16 protein-coding genes are annotated in these 19,343 nt (G+C 52.6%); 7 read left to right on the forward strand and 9 right to left on the reverse strand.

The window, feature by feature from the left end:
- Positions 1 to 45 precede the first annotated feature (45 nt).
- From WB237_RS21620 to WB237_RS21630, 3 genes are all read right to left on the reverse strand, one after another.
- Positions 46 to 5,496, reverse strand: a complete 5,451-nt coding sequence (locus WB237_RS21620; RefSeq protein ID WP_336216295.1) for an Ig-like domain-containing protein — start codon at positions 5,494 to 5,496, stop codon at positions 46 to 48.
- Between the two features lie 218 nt (positions 5,497 to 5,714).
- A complete protein-coding gene (gene sodA, locus WB237_RS21625) occupies positions 5,715 to 6,335 on the reverse strand; it encodes a superoxide dismutase [Mn] (RefSeq protein WP_010436906.1) in 621 nt (206 codons plus the stop codon).
- A gap of 184 nt (positions 6,336 to 6,519) precedes the next feature.
- Positions 6,520 to 7,068 (reverse strand): helix-turn-helix domain-containing protein, encoded by a 549-nt coding sequence (locus WB237_RS21630; RefSeq protein WP_049004916.1) that lies wholly within the window; start codon positions 7,066 to 7,068, stop codon positions 6,520 to 6,522.
- Between the two features lie 102 nt (positions 7,069 to 7,170).
- Here WB237_RS21630 and WB237_RS21635 point away from each other — a divergent pair, with 102 nt between their 5' ends.
- Together WB237_RS21635 and WB237_RS21640 are read left to right on the forward strand one after the other, a co-directional pair.
- A complete protein-coding gene (locus tag WB237_RS21635; RefSeq protein WP_336216300.1) occupies positions 7,171 to 7,830 on the forward strand; it encodes an AzlC family ABC transporter permease in 660 nt (219 codons plus the stop codon).
- Positions 7,830 to 8,153, forward strand: a complete 324-nt coding sequence (locus WB237_RS21640; protein ID WP_336216302.1) for an AzlD domain-containing protein — start codon at positions 7,830 to 7,832, stop codon at positions 8,151 to 8,153. Before WB237_RS21635 ends, WB237_RS21640 begins: the two co-directional genes overlap by 1 nt.
- A 40-nt stretch (positions 8,154 to 8,193) precedes the next feature.
- On the opposite strand, the gene WB237_RS21645 is transcribed toward WB237_RS21640, so the two are convergent.
- Together WB237_RS21645 and fdhD are read right to left on the reverse strand one after the other, a co-directional pair.
- A complete protein-coding gene (locus tag WB237_RS21645; protein ID WP_128348430.1) occupies positions 8,194 to 8,406 on the reverse strand; it encodes a DUF1471 domain-containing protein in 213 nt (70 codons plus the stop codon).
- A gap of 114 nt (positions 8,407 to 8,520) precedes the next feature.
- Entirely contained in the window at positions 8,521 to 9,357 is an 837-nt protein-coding gene (gene fdhD / locus WB237_RS21650; RefSeq protein WP_336216305.1) for a formate dehydrogenase accessory sulfurtransferase FdhD, read from the reverse strand.
- A 372-nt stretch (positions 9,358 to 9,729) separates the two neighbouring features.
- On the opposite strand from fdhD, the gene fdnG reads away from it, so the two are divergent.
- The 5 genes from fdnG to WB237_RS21675 all read left to right on the forward strand — a co-directional run bounded on the left by fdnG (position 9,730) and on the right by WB237_RS21675 (position 16,330).
- Complete coding sequence (gene fdnG / locus WB237_RS21655; RefSeq protein ID WP_129324946.1) at positions 9,730 to 12,780, forward strand: formate dehydrogenase-N subunit alpha; 3,051 nt, start codon at positions 9,730 to 9,732, stop codon at positions 12,778 to 12,780.
- Between the two features lie 12 nt (positions 12,781 to 12,792).
- Positions 12,793 to 13,695, forward strand: coding sequence for a formate dehydrogenase subunit beta (fdxH, locus tag WB237_RS21660; protein ID WP_028018139.1), 903 nt, complete (start codon positions 12,793 to 12,795; stop codon positions 13,693 to 13,695).
- The gene (gene fdoI / locus WB237_RS21665) at positions 13,692 to 14,327 is read left to right on the forward strand and encodes a formate dehydrogenase cytochrome b556 subunit (protein WP_008501832.1); all 636 of its coding nucleotides are present in this window, start codon (positions 13,692 to 13,694) and stop codon (positions 14,325 to 14,327) included. The genes fdxH and fdoI overlap by 4 nt, the downstream gene beginning before the upstream one ends.
- On the forward strand, positions 14,324 to 15,253 hold the full coding sequence (fdhE, locus tag WB237_RS21670) for a formate dehydrogenase accessory protein FdhE (RefSeq protein WP_336216309.1): 930 nt from the start codon (positions 14,324 to 14,326) through the stop codon (positions 15,251 to 15,253). Before fdoI ends, fdhE begins: the two co-directional genes overlap by 4 nt.
- Positions 15,254 to 15,412: 159 nt before the next feature.
- A complete protein-coding gene (locus WB237_RS21675; protein WP_336216313.1) occupies positions 15,413 to 16,330 on the forward strand; it encodes an alpha/beta hydrolase in 918 nt (305 codons plus the stop codon).
- Between the two features lie 11 nt (positions 16,331 to 16,341).
- Here WB237_RS21675 and fabY read toward each other — a convergent pair whose 3' ends face one another.
- The 4 genes from fabY to yihX are packed head-to-tail and all read right to left on the reverse strand — an operon-like array spanning position 16,342 to position 19,236.
- A complete protein-coding gene (fabY, locus tag WB237_RS21680) occupies positions 16,342 to 17,283 on the reverse strand; it encodes a fatty acid biosynthesis protein FabY (protein WP_028018144.1) in 942 nt (313 codons plus the stop codon).
- 44 nt (positions 17,284 to 17,327) lie between these two features.
- Complete coding sequence (dtd, locus tag WB237_RS21685) at positions 17,328 to 17,765, reverse strand: D-aminoacyl-tRNA deacylase (RefSeq protein WP_047345532.1); 438 nt, start codon at positions 17,763 to 17,765, stop codon at positions 17,328 to 17,330.
- Entirely contained in the window at positions 17,762 to 18,643 is an 882-nt protein-coding gene (locus WB237_RS21690; protein WP_114980041.1) for a virulence factor BrkB family protein, read from the reverse strand. The genes dtd and WB237_RS21690 overlap by 4 nt, the downstream gene beginning before the upstream one ends.
- Complete coding sequence (gene yihX / locus WB237_RS21695; RefSeq protein ID WP_028018147.1) at positions 18,637 to 19,236, reverse strand: glucose-1-phosphatase; 600 nt, start codon at positions 19,234 to 19,236, stop codon at positions 18,637 to 18,639. The genes WB237_RS21690 and yihX overlap by 7 nt, the downstream gene beginning before the upstream one ends.
- Positions 19,237 to 19,343: the final 107 nt, after the last annotated feature.

Raw genomic sequence — 19,343 nt, forward strand, 5'->3', positions numbered from 1 at the left:
CATCAGACTCGCTTTTCCTTATTCCTTTCGCAAGTTTTTTAGCGGTTAGTTCACGGTAAGATCCAGCGTTAACTTGTACTCAAATGCATAACTGGTATGCCAGTCTTTACCCAGGAAGTGAACCAACCCGGTGTAATGTCCGGCTGGTAAGTCTGCATTGTCTGTACGGGCATAAGTAAATTTAGCGCGCATGCCACTGCCACCACCGCACCCTACCGCTGCGTTCAATGGTCGCAGAGAACAATCAGACTCTCTGTACCCTTTCAAATTCACCATATACTGCTGCCCACTTTCGTCAGTCAACATAACTGGTGTGGAAACGTCGGAATATCCGCTGGGCGCCCATTCCAACTGAGTCGGCCCATTTGTTGGATCAACCGTAACAAAACCTAATGACGGGAACCCACTGATCTTTGCTGAAGAATAATTTGATGAATCTGAGTTAATAACCCAGGTATCTTCAATAGTGTTAATAAACTTCACGTTAGCGTTAGACAACGTCGAGTTATTAATGGAAGCCGTTACCGTTACCATCCCGATATCATGACCCGAAAGCTTAACGGTCGCGATACCGGAGGCATCCGTTTTAGTGCTGGCCGATGACAGCGTGTTGAGCGTGGATTGCCAGTTTATCGCCGCATCCGGAACAAGGTTCTGGTTGGCATCTTTGACCTCAACAGTGTACGTTGCTGAATCCACGCCGTTACTGAGAATGACCGATTTATCCACGTTTAACGACACAAGTTCCGCCGTTTTCACATCGCCGATAAAACTGACTTTAGCTGCTGTAAGCGACTGACCACCTGCCGCCAGCGTTGCCGTCAACACAACATCGCCCGCTTTTGTCGTCGTGCCACTTACCGTTGCAACACCGTTCGCATCCGTCACGCTACTGTCGCCTGATAACGTCATGGCGGCTTCGTTACTGCGCCAGTTCACCGTTACACCAGACAGAAGGTTGCCATTGACGTCTTTCACCGTCGCCGACCAGGTTACGCGCTCTGCGTTATCCGCCACAGCTTTCGACTTATCGGCTTTGATGGCAGATAACGTCGCCGTATCTGCGTTACCGATGTAGTTGACCGTCAACGTTTGCTGCGTATGGTTAATCCCCGCGCCAATGACCGTTGGTTGTGCTTTTGTCGCCGTAAATGTAATTTCGGCAATACCTTCGCTATTCGTCGTACTGCTATCGGCAGGCTGGAATTCACCGCTATCGTTATCCGACCCCCAATGCACGACGGCATTGTTAACCGGGTGGTTTCCCTCATCCACCACTGTGGCCTGAAGCGTAATGACATCTTTGCCAGCCACCACATCCGCCATTTTGCTGGAGGTAATCTGAGACACTTTCTCTGTCGCAGCATCGGCAACATAACGCAATGTCGCAGAGGGTTTATTCACACCATTGAATGTTGCAATCGCTTTGCAGGCGACAACATCCGAGCTCGACAGCATAACGTTTGACTTACCAGCATCATCAGTCACCTGCTCCGCAGCGGATAACTGATAATTCCCCGGAGGCGTTACCTGCCATCCCACATTGGCCTGACTGACCGCGTTACCGTACCGATCTTTTACTGTTGCAGTTAATGCGATTTTATCCGCGCCATTGGCTGCAGCGCTGGATTTATCTGCCACAACCGTTACGGGTATTGCGCTCTGAAGATCGGGAACAATAGTGAGTTGCACTGTTTTTTCGCTATTATTACTGCTCTTAGCCATCACTATTGTCGATGTTGCCAGTGTGCTGCTGTAGGTAACGGACGTTTTACCCTCACTATCTGTCGTTGTGTTGGCTTCACTGAATACGCCACTCGCGTTATCACCAGACCACACTACCGGAGCATTTGCGACGGGATGATTGTAATCATCCATAACCGTTGCCGTTAATGTTACTTGCTCGCTTCCTGCGCTGATATCGCTGGTTTTATCTGCAACCAGTGAACGGATCGCTGCCGTAGAAGAATCGATCGTAAACGACACGCTGTCAGATGTTTCTTCATGCCCATTAACAGTCACTTTCACACGATAATCCGCGACCTGGTTTGATTTCAGGGTAACCGATACATTTCCCTGAGCATCAGATTCACTCGTTGTTGAGGAAAGCACACCTGTCGCGGGTACAACCGACCAGGCCGCCGTCTCGCCGCTTACTGGATTACCGTTTTTATCCGTTACCACGCCAGTGAACGTGATGCTGTCCACGCCGTTAGCCAGCGCGGTCGCTTTGCTCGCCGACAGTTCGCCAATCTGCGCTGTCGTGCTATCGGCAGTGAATGTCACCACCGGCGCATTCCAGGCGGCTCCTGTTCCAGCCTGCGCGGTAAGGCTGACGTCCCCGGCTTTCAGCGTCGTCACACTCACTGACGCAGTGCCGTCTGCACCTGTCTGTGACGTTGCTAAAGACAGTTTCGCGGAAGAAGGTGTGACGCTCCAGTTTACATCCATTCCCTGAAGCGGATTGCCATTCGCATCCGTCACGGTTGCGGTATAAGTCACTTTGTCTTTGCCATCGGCCATCGCGAGTGTTTTATCCGTGGTCACCTGCGAAACCTTGCCAGTGGCCGTATCGGCTACAAACACCAATTCAGGTGAATTTACCGCAGTTCCCGTCGCAGTATTCACCGATACGATAACGGTTCCCTGCTGCGTGGCGGTGAGTGTCACTGACCCCATACCTGACTCATTTGTCGCATTCTGTGATGCGCTCAATGTGCCTTGCCCCTGAACAATGGACCACTGCAACGTTGATGCAGGAACCGGATGATCGTTAGCATCGACAACTTCCGCCGTCAGCGTAATACGATCATTGTTATTCGCTGTCGCCTGAGATTTATCAACATTCAGCGTTTTGACCACTGCCGTTGTGCTATCCACGGTAAAATTAAGTGCAGGAGATGTCTGTGTTTGTCCGCCCATCGTCGCCGTCACTTCAAGCGTTTCAATGTTTGCTGAAGTGACTTCAATGGTCGCTATCCCGAGAGCGTTAGTTTCAGTAGATGTCCCGGAAAGGTGGGCGGTCGCGCTGCCCGTAGACCAATCGACTTTTGCACCCTTCACCGGGTTTTTGTTGGCATCTTCCACTTTAACTTCAAGTGAGATCGTATCCTGCCCGTTCGCCAGCGCACTGGTTTTACTGGCCGTGATAGTTCCAAGGGTTGCGCTTTCGCTATCGGCAACAAAGGTGAGTTTGTCAGAGGTGACGCTCTCGCTATTGCCGGCAGTGGCGGAAACAATTCCCTGCCCGGCTTTAGCCGAGGCGATCGAGATCGTCGCCACCCCTTGTTCATTGGTGTTGCTCTGTTTATCCGCGAGATGTACCGACGTATCTGCAGAGTCTATCGCCCATTGCACAGGCTGATTAACCAGCGGATGCTGACTGTCATCAGTCACCACTGCGGTAAGTGTGATCGTATCCTGATTATCCGCTTTGGCGACGGTCTTATTCGCTTCAAGATGCGTCACGACGGCGGAATCGGCATCAGCGGTAAATTGCAGCGCAGGGCCCGTCATCGATTGACCATTTTCCAGTTGCGCGTTAACCGTCAGACTGAGTACATCGTGACTGGTGACTGATACCGTCGCATTACCTTGCGCATCGCTGGTGCTTTGCGCAGCAGAGAAAACGGCATGCGAGTTATCCCCCTGCCATTTAACCTTCGCACCTTGTACCGGTTCATTCGCCGCATTAACCACATGCGCCGTCAGCATAATCGCATCCTGACCGTTCGCCAGTGCCGTATTTTTTGACGCCTCCAGATGGTCAAAGTGTTGAGAGTCGTCTGTTGCATCAAGGGTGACCACGGTTTTATTCAGCTTCGTCGTATCGTACAACGGCTGGATTGTCACATCCCCCGGAACACTTCCGCTGGTGAATGTACTCACATACACCCCTGCGGACTGTTCCCGGAACGCCGTCATTTTCTCGCTAACCAGGTCGGTACCCACGGTTTTTTTCCGTGCAGACACACGGAGCAACTGGCTGCTCAGATGGCTGGCAAGCCCCGTAATTTTCTGCCCGCCACCGGATGTTATCGTCACCATGACTTGTGTGGTACTCACGCCATCGGCTGGCAAATGCGTATTTTCGGAAGTGGTATCAGAAGTGACCTGAGTGACGTCAAATCCATTCACCGCCACGGTCATATGCGCGGTATCAGATTTATTTCCTCGATTGTCATAAGCCGTTGCGGCGACCACATACATATTTTTCTCAGCACCGTTTTGCTCATAATGCGGCAATACAACAAACCAGGCGCCATTTTTCTCGCTAATTTTTCCGCCATTTTTAACCAGATTTTCGTCTTGCCAGACAATATGATCGACAGGGTATTTCGTCTTAATGTTCACAGTAACAGGCACTGTTTTCGATTCAACGCCTTCAATACGCTCAGGAAGCGAGAGCGAAATAAGATCCTGCTTACGGTATTCCAGCACAATGTTATTGTTACGATTAACCAGATCCATTCGACTGCCAAGTAATGTACGGCGCTCTTTGACTTTTTCGGAGTCTAGCTGTGTTGCAATGGGTACACCCGGCATCCAGTTAACATTAAATTCAACCTGTGTATCATTGTGATCACCCTTACCCATTTTTTGGTTAAGACCAAATGAAATAAGGGGGAATGGGGTAAAGTTAATTCCAGCAGTAACAGCATAAGGATTTTTTTGGCGGTCATCATCGTCGTCACCAAACAAGGCAACATCATCGCCATAATATTGTTCCCAGACCAGTTTTGCGCCGAGTTGAGGATAAACGGGTAAATACCCCTCTGTACGCACATCATAGCCATCTGCGACGCGCTCTTCGTAATCCTGATGTGTTGAAGATGTTTTCCACCCGGAAAGGCGTTTATAACCGTTGGCACTGAGTTTCAAGTAGTCCCAACCTAATTCGCCACCGACACCCATTCGCTGGTGCGTATTGCCGGATACTTGCTGGTCATAGAAGGCGTTCACCCCCCACATCCAGCTATCAGCAAAGTAGCGATAGCCAAGGCCGGCGTTAAAGATGTTACGATCGTCTTCGCGTCGCCCACCCAGTTGCGTGAATAATAAATTGGCACCTTTATCATCATACAGCGGGAGCAGCAGATCCAGGTTCGCACTCTCAAGCGAAAAGTTCTGATCAAGACCAATATTGACTCTGGCCGTGCCAAATTGCTGCAACCACTGTTGAATTTCATTAGTAGCTTTACTTGAACCGCTATTAATCAATGAATTTATAATAGCGTCGCTTTTATTATCCTGACTTAATAATGAGCCAGCACCAGAAAGCACCCCGGCTATATCTTTATCGCTATCGCGGGTATCTGATGGCGTATCTTTTACTTTTACAGTATTATTTTCACCACTTTTTGTATTGATTTCTACGTTCCGATTTGTTTCAGCATGCGCGGGAAACGAGAACAAGAATGCATTACAAAACGTGAAGTGCAGGTAAAAAAAAACCTGCAAACATATTGTTAGCTTTTTATTAACATGCATGGACATTGACCTGAAAAGGGTGGGAACAAAAGCGTTAGCAACTGTCAGCCAGAATATTTTTCAGGTCAAATTATATTCATACAGATAAACCTCAGGTGCTGATATTTTCTTAATTAGAATTTAAGTAAAAATAATCTGATGCGCTGAGAGGGAACAATTGAAAAAGCCTGGTGAAATTAACCAGGCTTCATTTATGAATTAACCGGTGATGCCGATATCAGGGATTATTTTTTAGCAGCAAAACGTGCAGCGGCTTCGTCCCAGTTAACAACGTCCCAGAATGCTTTGATGTAGTCCGGGCGACGGTTCTGGAATTTCAGGTAGTAAGCATGTTCCCATACGTCCAGACCCACGATTGGGAAACCGGATGCACCAGAAATTGCTTCACCCATCAGAGGGGAATCCTGGTTAGCCGTTGAAACTACCGCCAGTTTGTCACCTTTCAGTACCAGCCACGCCCAGCCAGAACCAAAACGCGTTGCAGCCGCTTTTTCGAATTCCGCTTTGAAGTTGTCAACTGAACCGAAGTCGCGCTCGATCGCCGCTTTCAGATCACCCTGCAGGGTGGTACCGGTTTTCAGGCCTTTCCAGAACAGGCTGTGGTTCGCATGACCACCTGCGTTGTTACGCAGTACGGTTTTCTTGTCCGCTGGCAGTTGATCCAGTTTGGTGATCAGCTCTTCAGCAGACAGGTTAGCGAACTCTGGCAGGCTTTCCAGCGCCGCATTCGCGTTGTTCACATAGGTCTGGTGGTGTTTAGTATGATGGATTTCCATCGTCTGCTTGTCGAAATGCGGTTCCAGTGCGTCGTAGGCATACGGCAGGGATGGCAGTGTATAACTCATAATCCTCTCCATTATTATCGGGCGGCACAGCTGTTAATGCCGCGTAAGCAGTTGGTTCATTATAGTTAATTAAATGATATTGAAAATGATTATCAATGCCGTAATTTTTATAAGGTTATTTGCTTTTAGAAAATGGAGAAATTGTTATTTCTATCATTGAGTTAACACAAAATTGCCCGGCGGTTTAATTCTGTTCCGCCACCAGCAGCGCATACGTGTCTGGCTCCAGAGCTTTAAAGATGTGCGGACGATCGGCGGGATAGCAGATGTAATCCCCCGCATTCAGCTCTTCCGCCGCGTCAATCAGGCCGACCAGTGCCCGCCCCTGGGTCACGATAATATGCTCTACCGAGCCCGGTGGATGCGGCTGAGAGAGTCGGTCTGCACCCGGTTGAGTCATCAGAAGGTAAACATCGCGGCGCGCACCCGGTGGACACGCCGCCAGTAAAATGGCTTCATAGTTAGCCTGCCCGGCGACCACTTTGGTCCCTTCACCGCGGCGAATCACCTGCGTGGTCGGCTGTTGTGGTTCCAGTAAACGGGCGAAAGGAATATCCAGCGCCACGCAAAGCGACCACAGCGTTTCCAGGCTAGGGTTGCCATTGCCAGACTCCAGCTGGGACAACGTGGATTTAGCGATCCCGGCACGGCGGGCAATTTCCGCCAGTGAAAGTCCGGTTCGCTGGCGTTCTCGCACCAGACTTTTGGCGATTACGCTAATTGGCTGCGTCATATAACGGCCTCTTGTTCTATAAATCGAACGAATCGTTCGCCTTGAAAAACTGTTTTGTTGCGTTCATTATAATGGATACACGTTCGATATGGCTAAAATTGTATGAAGCATCATTTCTCTTGCCTGAAAGGCGACACGATAAAAGCAATCATCCTGGTTTGTCTCGCCGTTGGTGTGGTCGGGATGTCATACGGCTCGCTGGCGATAGCCTACGGTTTTCCTGTTTGGGTACCGTTTGTGCTTTCCATTACCGTACTCGCGGGCGCGTCCGAATTTATGTTTATCGGCATTGTCGCGAGCGGGGGTAACCCTCTGGCGGCTGCGGCTGCCGGGTTGCTGGTGAACGCCCGCCATGTGCCGTTTGGCGTCACGGTACGTGAACTGGTCGGCAAACGTGGTTTGAGTTTTTTGGGCTGTCACATCATGAACGATGAAAGCGTGGTGTTTGGCCTGTCGCAAAAAACACCCGAACAGCGTAAAGCCGCTTACTGGTTATGTGGTTTAGGTGTGGCGATTATCTGGCCGCTGGGAGCCCTGCTGGGTGCCATGGTCGGTAAACTTCTGCCAGATCCAGAAACCATCGGGCTGGATGCGGTGTTCCCGGCCATATTACTGGCCTTAGTGGTTCCCGCATTTAAAAACCGTACCACGCTGATCCGTGCCTGTAGCGGCGCAGTGTTGTCACTGGCTGCCGTACCGTTTGCTCCGGTCGGTTTGCCGGTTCTGCTGTCTTTACTGGGCCTGGCGGCGAGGAAAAAATAATGGGAAACATGACATTCTTTATCCTGGGGATCGCCATCTTATCGGCAGGGACATATCTGATGCGTCTGGGTGGTGCAAAGCTCGGCAGCAGGCTGGCACTGTCGGAGCGTTCACAGTCGCTGCTTTCTGACGCGGCAACGGTTTTACTCTTTTCCGTGGCGCTGGCGACAACCTTTTATGAAGGGGAACATTTTGCGGATATGGCGCGCGTGCTGGGCGTATCGTTTGCCGTATTTCTGGCCTGGCGTAAAATGCCGTTAATTGTGGTGATCGTTGCGGCGGCGGTGGTAACGGCGCTACTGCGCCTGGCGGGGATCCAATAAAAAAGCGCCCCGGGGGCGCTCTTTCGACGGTAAAGCGAGATTATTTGTTCAGTTCAGCCGTCATGTGTACACGATTACCGGAGAATGCCTGGGTAATTTTGTAAGATGACGCGCCTGCTTCCTGAGCCTGTGCAGCGATTTTCGCTTCTGCGCCGTCAATGGTAGAGGCAGTTGCGGTCACAGTCTGTGCTGCGAAAGAACCGAAAGAAGTAGCCAGAGCGATTACAGCGACAAAAGTTTTGATGTTTTTCATGATTTAAACCCTTTCGTTAAGTTGTTTAGATAAGGCGTTGTGCCTTGATGAGATAAATACTAGACCTCATCACCAACAACTAAAAGCGGAAGGATTTGCTAATATCATTCAAAATTACTGATTAACAATTAAGCGCTGAGGATGCGTATAAATCGTCGCTCTTCCCGGCTTGCAGAACCCTACCAGCGTCAGGTTACAGCGCTCGGCCACTTCCACCGCCAGCGTGGTCGCCGCCGACACGGCAAACAAAATTTCAACGCCACACATCGCGGATTTCTGCACCATCTCGTAGCTGGCTCGACTGGACACCAGCGCAGCACCTTGCTGCCAGATGTCGTTTTCACGCGCACGGCGACCGAGCAGCTTATCCAGCGCCACGTGGCGACCCACATCCTCATGCCCACCGGCAATTTCACCTGATGGCAGCACCCAGGCTGCGGCGTGTGTACAACCGCTCAGTTGACCTATCGGCTGAACGTCGTTGAGGTGTTCAAGCGCATGGTCGAGATGCGCCAGATTAAAGGTCTGAGTAAACGGCAGAGGCGTAACGGGTTTACCAATATCGTTGAGTTGCTCAACGCCGCAGACACCGCAACCGGTGCGCCCTGCCAGCGCACGTCGACGCTCTTTCAGCCCCATAAAACGGCGGCTCGAGAGTTCAATTTGCACTTCCAGGCCGTTGCAGGCCTGAACCACGTCCATGCCGTAGATCTCCTGCGGGTGCTCAATAATTCCCTCCGAAAGAGAAAAACCAATGGCAAAAAGCTCGAGATCTTTCGGAGAGGCCATCATCACCACATGCGAAATACCGTTGTAAACCAGGGCAACGGGAACTTCCTCGGCCAGAAAATCGGGCGTGGCGTGAGTAATGTGGGGCGGCCTGTGCACCGACAATTCCACAATGCCCGCAGGCAATGACGACGAGTGAGGAGCACGGTTTTGTTTAGACACAGCGGTATTCCTGAACAACCACGAAGGTGAGCCTGCTATTGCAACATAAACTGCAGGTCTTACGCATAGTATGGATCAACTTTTCAACAACCATTCTCCTACTCAATTCGGAGGGGTGCAACCCGACACCCGCTACACGGCTTTAACATGTCGTGCTGTTAACGTGATCAATATCACACTTTATAATCAGCAAGGTGATAATACGTTCACTTTGTTTTAACGCCATGAGAACAGGCATACCGACATTGTGGTATTCTTATGATATCCCTCGTGGAATTGAGGGATTAACGCAAATTTTTCTCCTTTGCGGTCATTCTTTAGCCGCGAAGTCAAAACACCATATATAAGCAATGTCGAAACAAGGAGTGACCCATGCAGGTCAGCAGAAGGCAGTTCTTTAAGATCTGCGCTGGCGGTATGGCAGGCACCACGGCAGCGGCACTGGGCTTTGCGCCCGGCGTAGCGCTGGCGGAAACGCGGCAGTACAAACTGCTGCGGACCCGTGAAACCCGTAATACCTGTACATACTGCTCTGTCGGTTGCGGGCTGTTAATGTATAGCCTCGGCGACGGTGCTAAAAACGCCAAAGCGTCTATTTTCCATATCGAAGGCGACCCGGATCATCCGGTCAACCGCGGCGCGTTGTGCCCGAAAGGGGCCGGTCTGGTGGACTTTATCCACTCCGAAAGCCGCCTCAAATTCCCTGAATATCGCGCGCCTGGCTCCGACAAATGGCAGCAAATTAGCTGGGAAGAAGCGTTTGACCGCATCGCAAAACATATTAAAGAAGACCGCGATGCCAACTTTGTTGAGAAGAACGCCGACGGCGTCACGGTCAACCGCTGGCTCTCCACCGGGATGCTGTGTGCCTCTGCTTCCAGCAACGAAACCGGTTATTTAACCCAGAAATTTACGCGTGCACTCGGTATGCTCGCGGTCGACAACCAGGCGCGTGTCTGACACGGACCAACGGTAGCAAGTCTTGCTCCAACATTTGGTCGCGGTGCGATGACCAACCACTGGGTCGACATCAAGAACGCCAACCTCATTGTTGTGATGGGCGGTAACGCCGCTGAAGCGCACCCTGTCGGGTTCCGCTGGGCGATGGAAGCCAAAATCCACAACGGTGCGAAACTGATTGTTATCGATCCCCGCTTTACGCGTACTGCGTCAGTGGCGGATTTCTACACCCCTATTCGTTCAGGTACTGACATCACTTTCCTGTCAGGCGTATTGCTGTACCTGATGACCAACGAAAAATATAACCGCGAATACACCGAAGCCTATACCAACGCCAGCCTGATCGTGCGTGAGGATTATCACTTCGAAGATGGCCTGTTCAGCGGTTATGACGCCGAAAAACGCAAATACGACAAAACCAGCTGGAACTACGAGCTGGATGAGAAAGGCTTTGCGAAACGCGACACCACACTGCAACATCCGCGCTGCGTATGGAACCTGCTGAAAGAGCACGTTTCCCGCTATACGCCGGACGTTGTCGAAAACATCTGCGGTACGCCGAAAGCAGACTTCCTGAAGGTCTGCGAGTTGATCGCCGAAACCAGCGCGAAAGATAAAACCGCGTCGTTCCTGTATGCCCTCGGCTGGACGCAACACTCTATCGGTGCGCAGAACATCCGTACCATGGCGATGGTTCAGCTGCTGCTCGGTAACATGGGGATGGCAGGCGGCGGCGTGAACGCCCTGCGCGGCCACTCCAACATTCAGGGTCTGACCGACCTCGGTCTCCTGTCTCAAAGCCTGCCAGGCTATATGAGTCTGCCAAGCGAGAAACAGCCTGACCTGCAAACCTACCTGACGGCCAGCACACCTAAACCGCTGCTGGAAGGCCAGGTGAACTACTGGGGCAACTATCCGAAGTTCTTCGTCTCCATGATGAAAGCGTTCTTCGGCGACAAAGCGACGGCGGAAAACAGCTGGGGCTTTGACTGGCTGCCGAAGTGGGACAAAGGTTACGACGTTCTGCAGTATTTCGAGATGATGCACCAGGGCAAAGTGAACGGCTATCTGTGCCAGGGCTTTAACCCGGTTGCCTCGTTCCCGAACAAGAACAAGGTTGTTGAGTCACTGTCGAAACTGAAATTCCTGGTGACGATTGACCCGCTCAATACCGAGACCTCGACCTTCTGGCAGAACCACGGTGAATCGAACGATGTCGATCCATCGAAGATTCAGACCGAAGTGTTCCGTCTGCCATCGACTTGCTTCGCGGAAGAGAACGGTTCTATCGTCAACTCTGGGCGCTGGTTGCAGTGGCACTGGAAAGGTGCGGACGCCCCGGGCATCGCCATGAACGACGGCGAGATCCTGGCCGGTATCTTCTTACGCCTGCGTAAGATGTATGCGGCAGAAGGCGGCGCGAACCCGGAACCGGTGCTGAACATGAGCTGGAACTATTCGACGCCGGAAAACCCAGCGCCGGAAGAAGTAGCAATGGAGAGCAACGGTAAAGCGCTGGCGGATGTTATCGACCCGGCCACCGGTACCGTGCTGGCGAAGAAAGGTGAGCAGCTGAGCACCTTCGCGCATCTGCGTGATGACGGCACCACCTCAAGCGGCTGCTGGATCTTTGCCGGTAGCTGGACGCCGAAAGGCAACCAGATGGCCAACCGCGACAACGCCGACCCATCGGGCCTTGGCAATACGCTGGGCTGGGCATGGGCATGGCCGCTCAACCGCCGCATCCTCTATAACCGCGCCTCCGCTGACCCGCAGGGTAACCCGTGGGATCCGAAGCGTCAGCTTCTGAAGTGGGACGGTGCGAAATGGGGCGGTGTAGATATTCCGGACTACAGCACTGCTGCACCAGGCAGCGATGTCGGGCCGTTTATTATGCAGCCTGAAGGGATGGGACGTCTGTTTGCTATCGATAAGATGGCGGAAGGGCCGTTCCCGGAACACTACGAGCCGTTTGAGACGCCGCTGGGCACCAACCCGCTGCACCCGAACGTGGTCTCTAACCCGGCAGCCCGTATCTTCAAGGGTGATTTTGAAGCGCTGGGTAAAAAGGACAAGTTCCCGTACGTGGGCACCACTTACCGTCTGACCGAGCATTTCCACTACTGGACCAAGCACGCGCTGCTTAACGCCATCGCGCAACCGGAACAGTTTGTGGAGATCGGTGAAAAACTGGCGAACAAGCTCGGCATTGCCCATGGCGATACCGTGAAAGTCTCCTCTAACCGTGGCTATATCAAAGCCAAGGCGGTGGTGACCAAGCGTATTCGCACGCTCAACGTTCACGGTCAGCAGGTGGATACCATCGGTATTCCAATTCACTGGGGTTATGAGGGCGTGGCGAAGAAAGGGTTCATTGCGAACACTCTGACGCCATTCGTCGGCGATGCGAACACGCAGACGCCGGAGTTTAAGGCCTTCCTCGTGAACGTGGAAAAGGTGTAACGGAGACGACTTATGGCTTATCAATCTCAGGACATTATCCGTCGTTCCGCGACTAACGGTTTCACGCCCGCGCCTCAGGCGCGGGACCACCAGCAGGAAGTGGCGAAGCTTATCGACGTGACCACCTGTATCGGCTGTAAAGCCTGCCAGGTGGCCTGTTCAGAGTGGAACGACATCCGTGACGAAGTGGGTCACAACGTCGGGGTCTATGACAACCCGGCGGACCTGACCGCCAAGTCCTGGACGGTGATGCGCTTCTCTGAAGTGGAGCAGAACGACAAACTGGAATGGCTTATCCGCAAAGACGGCTGTATGCACTGCGCGGATCCGGGCTGTCTGAAGGCGTGCCCGTCAGAAGGGGCTATCATTCAGTATGCCAACGGCATCGTCGACTTCCAGTCCGAGCAGTGCATTGGCTGCGGCTATTGCATTGCCGGCTGTCCGTTCAACGTGCCGCGACTAAACCCGGAAGACAACCGCGTCTACAAATGTACGCTGTGTGTTGACCGTGTAAATGTCGGCCAGGAGCCGGCTTGCGTGAAGACCTGCCCGACCGGTGCTATCCACTTTGGTTCGAAAGAGGATATGAAAACGCTGGCGGCAGAGCGCGTAGGCGAGCTGAAAACCCGTGGTTACGACAACGCAGGCCTGTACGATCCGGCCGGGGTTGGCGGTACTCACGTGATGTACGTACTGCACCACGCCGACAAGCCGAATCTGTATCACGGCCTGCCGGAAAACCCGGAAATCAGCGCCACCGTGAAGTTCTGGAAAGGCATCTGGAAACCACTGGCAGCGGTTGGTTTTGCTGCTACCTTCGCAGCGAGCATTTTCCACTACGTCGGTGTCGGCCCGAACCGCGCGGAAGAGGAAGATGACAACCTGCATGAAGAGAAAGACGAGGTGCGCAAATGAGAAAACGTGACACCATCGTGCGCTATACCGCACCGGAACGTATCAACCATTGGGTCACCGCCTTCTGCTTCATGCTGGCGGCGATAAGCGGGCTGGGGTTCTTCTTCCCGTCCTTCAACTGGCTGATGCAGATCATGGGGACACCACAACTGGCGCGTATACTGCACCCGTTTGTTGGCGTCATCATGTTCGCGTCGTTCATCATCATGTTCTTCCGCTACTGGCACCATAACCTAATCAATCGGGATGATATCTTTTGGGCGAAGAATATTCGTAAGATTGTCGTCAACGAGGAAGTGGGTGATACCGGGCGTTATAACTTCGGCCAGAAATGCGTATTCTGGGCGGCGATTATCTTCCTGGTCCTGTTGCTGGTCAGCGGCGTGATCATCTGGCGTCCGTACTTTGCGCCTGCTTTCTCAATCCCGGTGATCCGATTCGCGCTGATGCTGCATTCATTTGCCGCAGTGGCGTTAATTGTGGTTATCATGGTGCATATCTACGCCGCCCTTTGGGTGAAAGGCACCATTACCGCGATGGTGGAAGGATGGGTAACCAGTACGTGGGCAAAGAAACATCACCCGCGCTGGTACCGTGAGGTCCGCCAGAAACAGGAAAAGTCATCTGAATGAGTATTCGCATAATCCCGCAAGATGAGCTGGGGTCGAGCGAGAAACGCACGGCGGAATATATTCCGCCGTTGTTATTCCCCAGACTCAAGAACCTCTACAACCGCCGCGCAGAGCGTCTGCGCGAGCTGGCAGAGAACAACCCGCTGGGCGATTTTCTGCGCTTCGCCGCGCTGATTGCTCACGCGCAGGAAGTGGTGCTGTACGACCACCCTCTGCAAATGGACCTGACTGCGCGCATCAAAGAAGCCAGTGAGCAAGGCAAACCACCGCTGGATATTCACGTGCTGCCGCGCGATAAACATTGGCACAAGCTGCTGCATTCGCTGATTGCCGAGCTGAAGCCAGAGATGAGCGGCACCGCGCTGGCCGTTATCGAAAACCTGGAAAAAGCTTCCGATCAGGAGCTGGAAGAGATGGCGAGTGCGCTGTTTGCTTCCGATTTTACGCTGGTCAGCAGTGATAAAGCCCCATTCATCTGGGCTGCGCTGTCACTGTACTGGGCGCAAATGGCGAGCCTGATCCCCGGTAAAGCCCGTGCAGAATATGGCGAAGCACGCCAGTTTTGCCCGGTATGCGGCTCTATGCCAGTCTCCAGTATGGTGCAAATTGGTACTGCTCAGGGGCTGCGCTACCTGCACTGCAACCTGTGTGAAACTGAATGGCATGTGGTGCGCGTAAAGTGCAGCAACTGTGAACAGACCCGCGATCTCAACTACTGGTCGCTGGAAAATGAAGACGCGGCAGTGAAAGCCGAAAGCTGCGGTGACTGCGGCACTTACCTGAAGATTCTGTATCAGGAAAAAGACCCGAAAGTCGAAGCGGTGGCCGACGATCTCGCCTCGCTGATTCTGGACGCAAAGATGGAGCAAGAGGGCTTTGCCCGGAGCTCGATCAACCCGTTCCTGTTCCCGGGTGAAGGGGAATAATCTCCCGTAACCGTGCCGGGCGACATCAGCTTGCCCGGCCTACAGCTCGACAGCAATACACACCGCTTTCCAGATTTTTATCCTCGACAATATTCTTGTTTTCTTTTGAATTAAACCAGGCTATAAAGCTGTATATCCATACAGTTAAAGGGCATTTTCATGGCACTGGAAAAGGGTATTGCGCAGCTGGTTCAGGGATTTATCGCTGCAGGTCGGCCATCGTCGCGTCGACAGACCATTGAGGTACGACGAGCAGGGTATGTTGCCAGCACGGGGCTTGCCGGGAAGATAGAAACGCACGTTCAGGTGGAGACGCTTGTCCTTGATGGAATTACCATCCGGGTGTTTTCACCTCTCAATGCGTCTGAATTATTGCCTGCAGCCATCTACTATCATGGCGGGTGCTTTATCAGCGGTGGGTTTGATACGCATGATAATCAGCTCCGCCAGCTGGCATTTTACGGTAACTGCCGGGTGATTGCGGTTCAGTACAGACTGGCACCCGAGCATCAATTTCCCGCAGCACATGACGACGCAGAACGCGCTGCAGAGCTTGTCTGGCAGAATGCAGACAAACTGGGTGTGGATAAAAACCGGATCACCCTTTGCGGAGACAGCGCAGGGGGGCATCTGGCGCTGGTGACGGCTCTGAGGGTCAAGACCAAAGGTCTCTGGAACCCTGCTCAGCTCATTCTTATCTATCCCATGCTCGACGCCACAGCCAGTTTTGAAAGCTACACCCTTAATGGTCAGGATTACGTCATTACCCGCGATACCCTGCTCAGCGGATATGAAATGTATCTCGCAGAGACTGACCTTCAGCATCCGGAAGCGAGCCCCCTATGGCGCGATGATTTTCACGGCCTTCCGCCTGTGCACATTGTTACGGCTGAATATGATCCCCTATGTGATGAGGGAGAAATGTTGTTCCAGCATCTGACTGAGCAGGGGGTGACATGTACCGCTCAGCGCTGGCTGGGTGTTATCCATGGCTTCTTTCAACTCGGTGGCATCAGCCAGTCAGCACGAGACGTTATACGGGACATCGCCTGGCGGATTAGCTCAGCCAGGCGATAACAACGAAGGGATTATTCCTCTTCGTTCCCACCTTCTTCATACGCGCCGAATGGCTTCGCCGGAAGAACAATATAGGTGCCTTCAAACACCGCGCCAGATGTTTTGTCACCAAATAGTTCAACCTGCATTTGTACGCGGGCTTTGCGACCTCGGGCCAGGCGGTCGAGGTCGCCCCCCAGTGAACCCAGATCGGCCACGGCGCTCGGTTTACCGCTGATCGGTGCGCTATAACGGATATGGGCGTCGGCAAGAATGATCGTCCCCCCCAGATGGCGCTCACGCAGCATCAGCCAGATAAGCCCCCAGCCGGTCAATGTGGCCAACGAGAACAGACTTCCGGCAAACAGGGTGTGGTGCGGGTTTTGATTGCCGATTTCCGGCATCGTGGTGATGAATTTTTGCCCGGTGTACTGCTGTATACGGACACCCATTTTTTCACTCAGCGGGATGTGCTGATACCAGGCTTGCTGTAGCTGCCCGCACCAGTCGGCACGATGCAGAATATCATCCAGCGTGGCGATGGGTTTAATCATCAAAAAGTGACGAATGGGTGTGGTTTGCGGGGTTGTGATTTCCCCCTGATTAACAAAACCGAGTTTGGCGAAGAACTCCACGGCATCTTCGCGGGCACTACAGGTGACGCGCTTAACGCCTTCCTGACGGGCGACAGATTCCAGGGTCATCGCCATCAGCGTCCCCAGGCCTTTGTCCTGCACGGAGGGATGAACCGCCATAAAGCGAATAGACGCTTCGTTATCGGCGTTGATATACAAACGCCCGACGGCGACGAGGTTGCCCTCTTCATCCATCACCATCTGATGGTGGGCCATCGCGTCCCAGGCGTCGCGTTCAGATCCTTTTGGCTGATGTAATGGCTTGCGCAGCATTTCCCAGCGGAACTGGTAATAGGCTTCTAACTCTTCTTCCGTTTGCGGTACTCGAAGGTGATACATAGCTGTACTCTCTCTTGTTACCCGCGGCCACGCCGCCAGTTGGCTCATACCTGGAGCCAGAATGTGACGGGGCCATCGTTCACCAGCGAAACCTGCATATCCGCAGCGAATCGTCCGGTTTGCGTATTCATTTCCTGCTGGCGACAGCGCTCAACAAAATACTCATAAAGTTCTTCAGCACGATCAGGTGCGGCGCCTTTAGAAAAACTCGGACGCATGCCGCGCTCGGTATCCGCCGCCAGCGTGAACTGGGAAACCACCAGCACGCTGCCGCCCGCCTGCTGAACGTTAAGGTTCATCTTACCTTCCGCATCGCTGAAAATACGGTAGCCCAACACACGCTCGCACAAGCGGTTGGCTTTTTGTTCGTCATCATCCTTTTCGACACCTAACAACACCAAAAGTCCTGGGCCAATTTCACCCGTCACCTCTCCCTCCACGGTGACGCTGGCACGGGTTACGCGCTGTATCAATGCAATCATGGTTGGTCTGCTTCTTGTTGTTTTTCAGCTGCTGCTGCTTTTTTGAGTTCGCGATAGACACCGAGAGTGACAGTTATTTCGGCACCAAGCAAGACGATACACCAGGTCCAGTAGACCCAGACAAACAAAATCGGGATCACCGCCAGCACGCCGTAAATCAGCTGATAGGACGGAAACATGGTGATGTAGAGGGCGAATCCTTTTTTACCCAGTTCAAACAGCACCGCGGCCACCAGCGCGCCAACAACGGCATCACGGTTAGGCACGCGCGTGGTCGGCACAACGCTATAGAGCAGCCAGAATGAGAGCCACGACAGGATCAGCGGGAAGATGCGAAGCACATTATCAATTACGCCGTTTAAATCACTCGCCCAGCGTAATGAAAGAAGATAAGAACTGATTGCCAGACTCGCCCCGGCCAGCAACGGACCCAGCGTCAGGATCATCCAGTACACGGCAAAGGAGTACACCTTTGGTCGTGCCTTTTTACTCCGCCAGATGGTGTTCAGCGCGTTATCAATGGCGTACATCAACAGCAGCGCAGTGACGATAAGACCGCATGCCCCCACTGCTGTCATCTTGTTGGAGTTGGCAACGAACTGCTCAATGTAGTTCTGGATGACATCCCCGGTTGCAGGAATAAAATTCGCGAAGACAAAATGGCGAAGCTGCAGACTCACGTCTGCAAACATTGGAAAAGCGGAAAAAAGCGCAAAGATAACCGCCACCAGCGGCACTAATGAGAGCAACGACACGTACGCGAGATTACCCGCCAGTGTGGTCATGTTGTCCTCATCAATGCGATGCCAGAGCAGTTTTAGCCAGGCTCTCAGTGGACGAGTATGATGCGTGGCTTTTTGATGAACGGTTTTTAGCATAACTGCTTCGCAAAGTAGTTTGGTATCGTCTCTTTTCCGGTCACCAGAATTGACGTAATACCCAACTGGTTAGCTCCCTCTATATTATCGGCGTTGTCGTCGAAAAAGACCGCATCGGCCGCGGTAAATCCTTCTGCCTGAAGAACAGCCTGATAAATTCGTGCCTCAGGTTTACGCATCCCCATTTCCTGCGAAAGATAAATCTTATCTGCCGCTGCCTTAACTTCAGGGTACTCCTCAGGCCAGAATGTGGTGTGCAGACGGTTGGTATTTGACAACACCACCACACGATGTCCCTGCTCTCGCAGTTTGTGCATGATGTTCGTAACTTCCGGACGTATCGCCACAAATACCGCCTGCCAGCCGTGAGAAAACTGCTCGTAGCTTAACGGCAGATCCAGTTCATGGCAGAAACGTTCGGCGAACTCTTCATCGCTGATTTCGCCGCGTTCGTGTTGATGGAAGGTCTCGCTCATCACGAAACTCTGCTTCAATGTCGCCAGTGGGACACGGCTAAAATCGCTCCATGCGCCCAGCACCCGATTAAAATCGATATCGACGATTACATTTCCTAAGTCAAAGATATAAAGCATGTTTATCTCCTGCTCGCCGTGGAAAAGTAACTGTAGCGGGAAAGATAAGCTTTGGCTATGAAGTACGCACAGGGTAGAAAAAGAAAAACCCCGACACAAGGACGGGG

This window comes from Enterobacter sp. P82 (genome assembly GCF_037053385.1).
In the GTDB taxonomy this organism is placed as follows: Bacteria; Pseudomonadota; Gammaproteobacteria; order Enterobacterales; family Enterobacteriaceae; genus Enterobacter.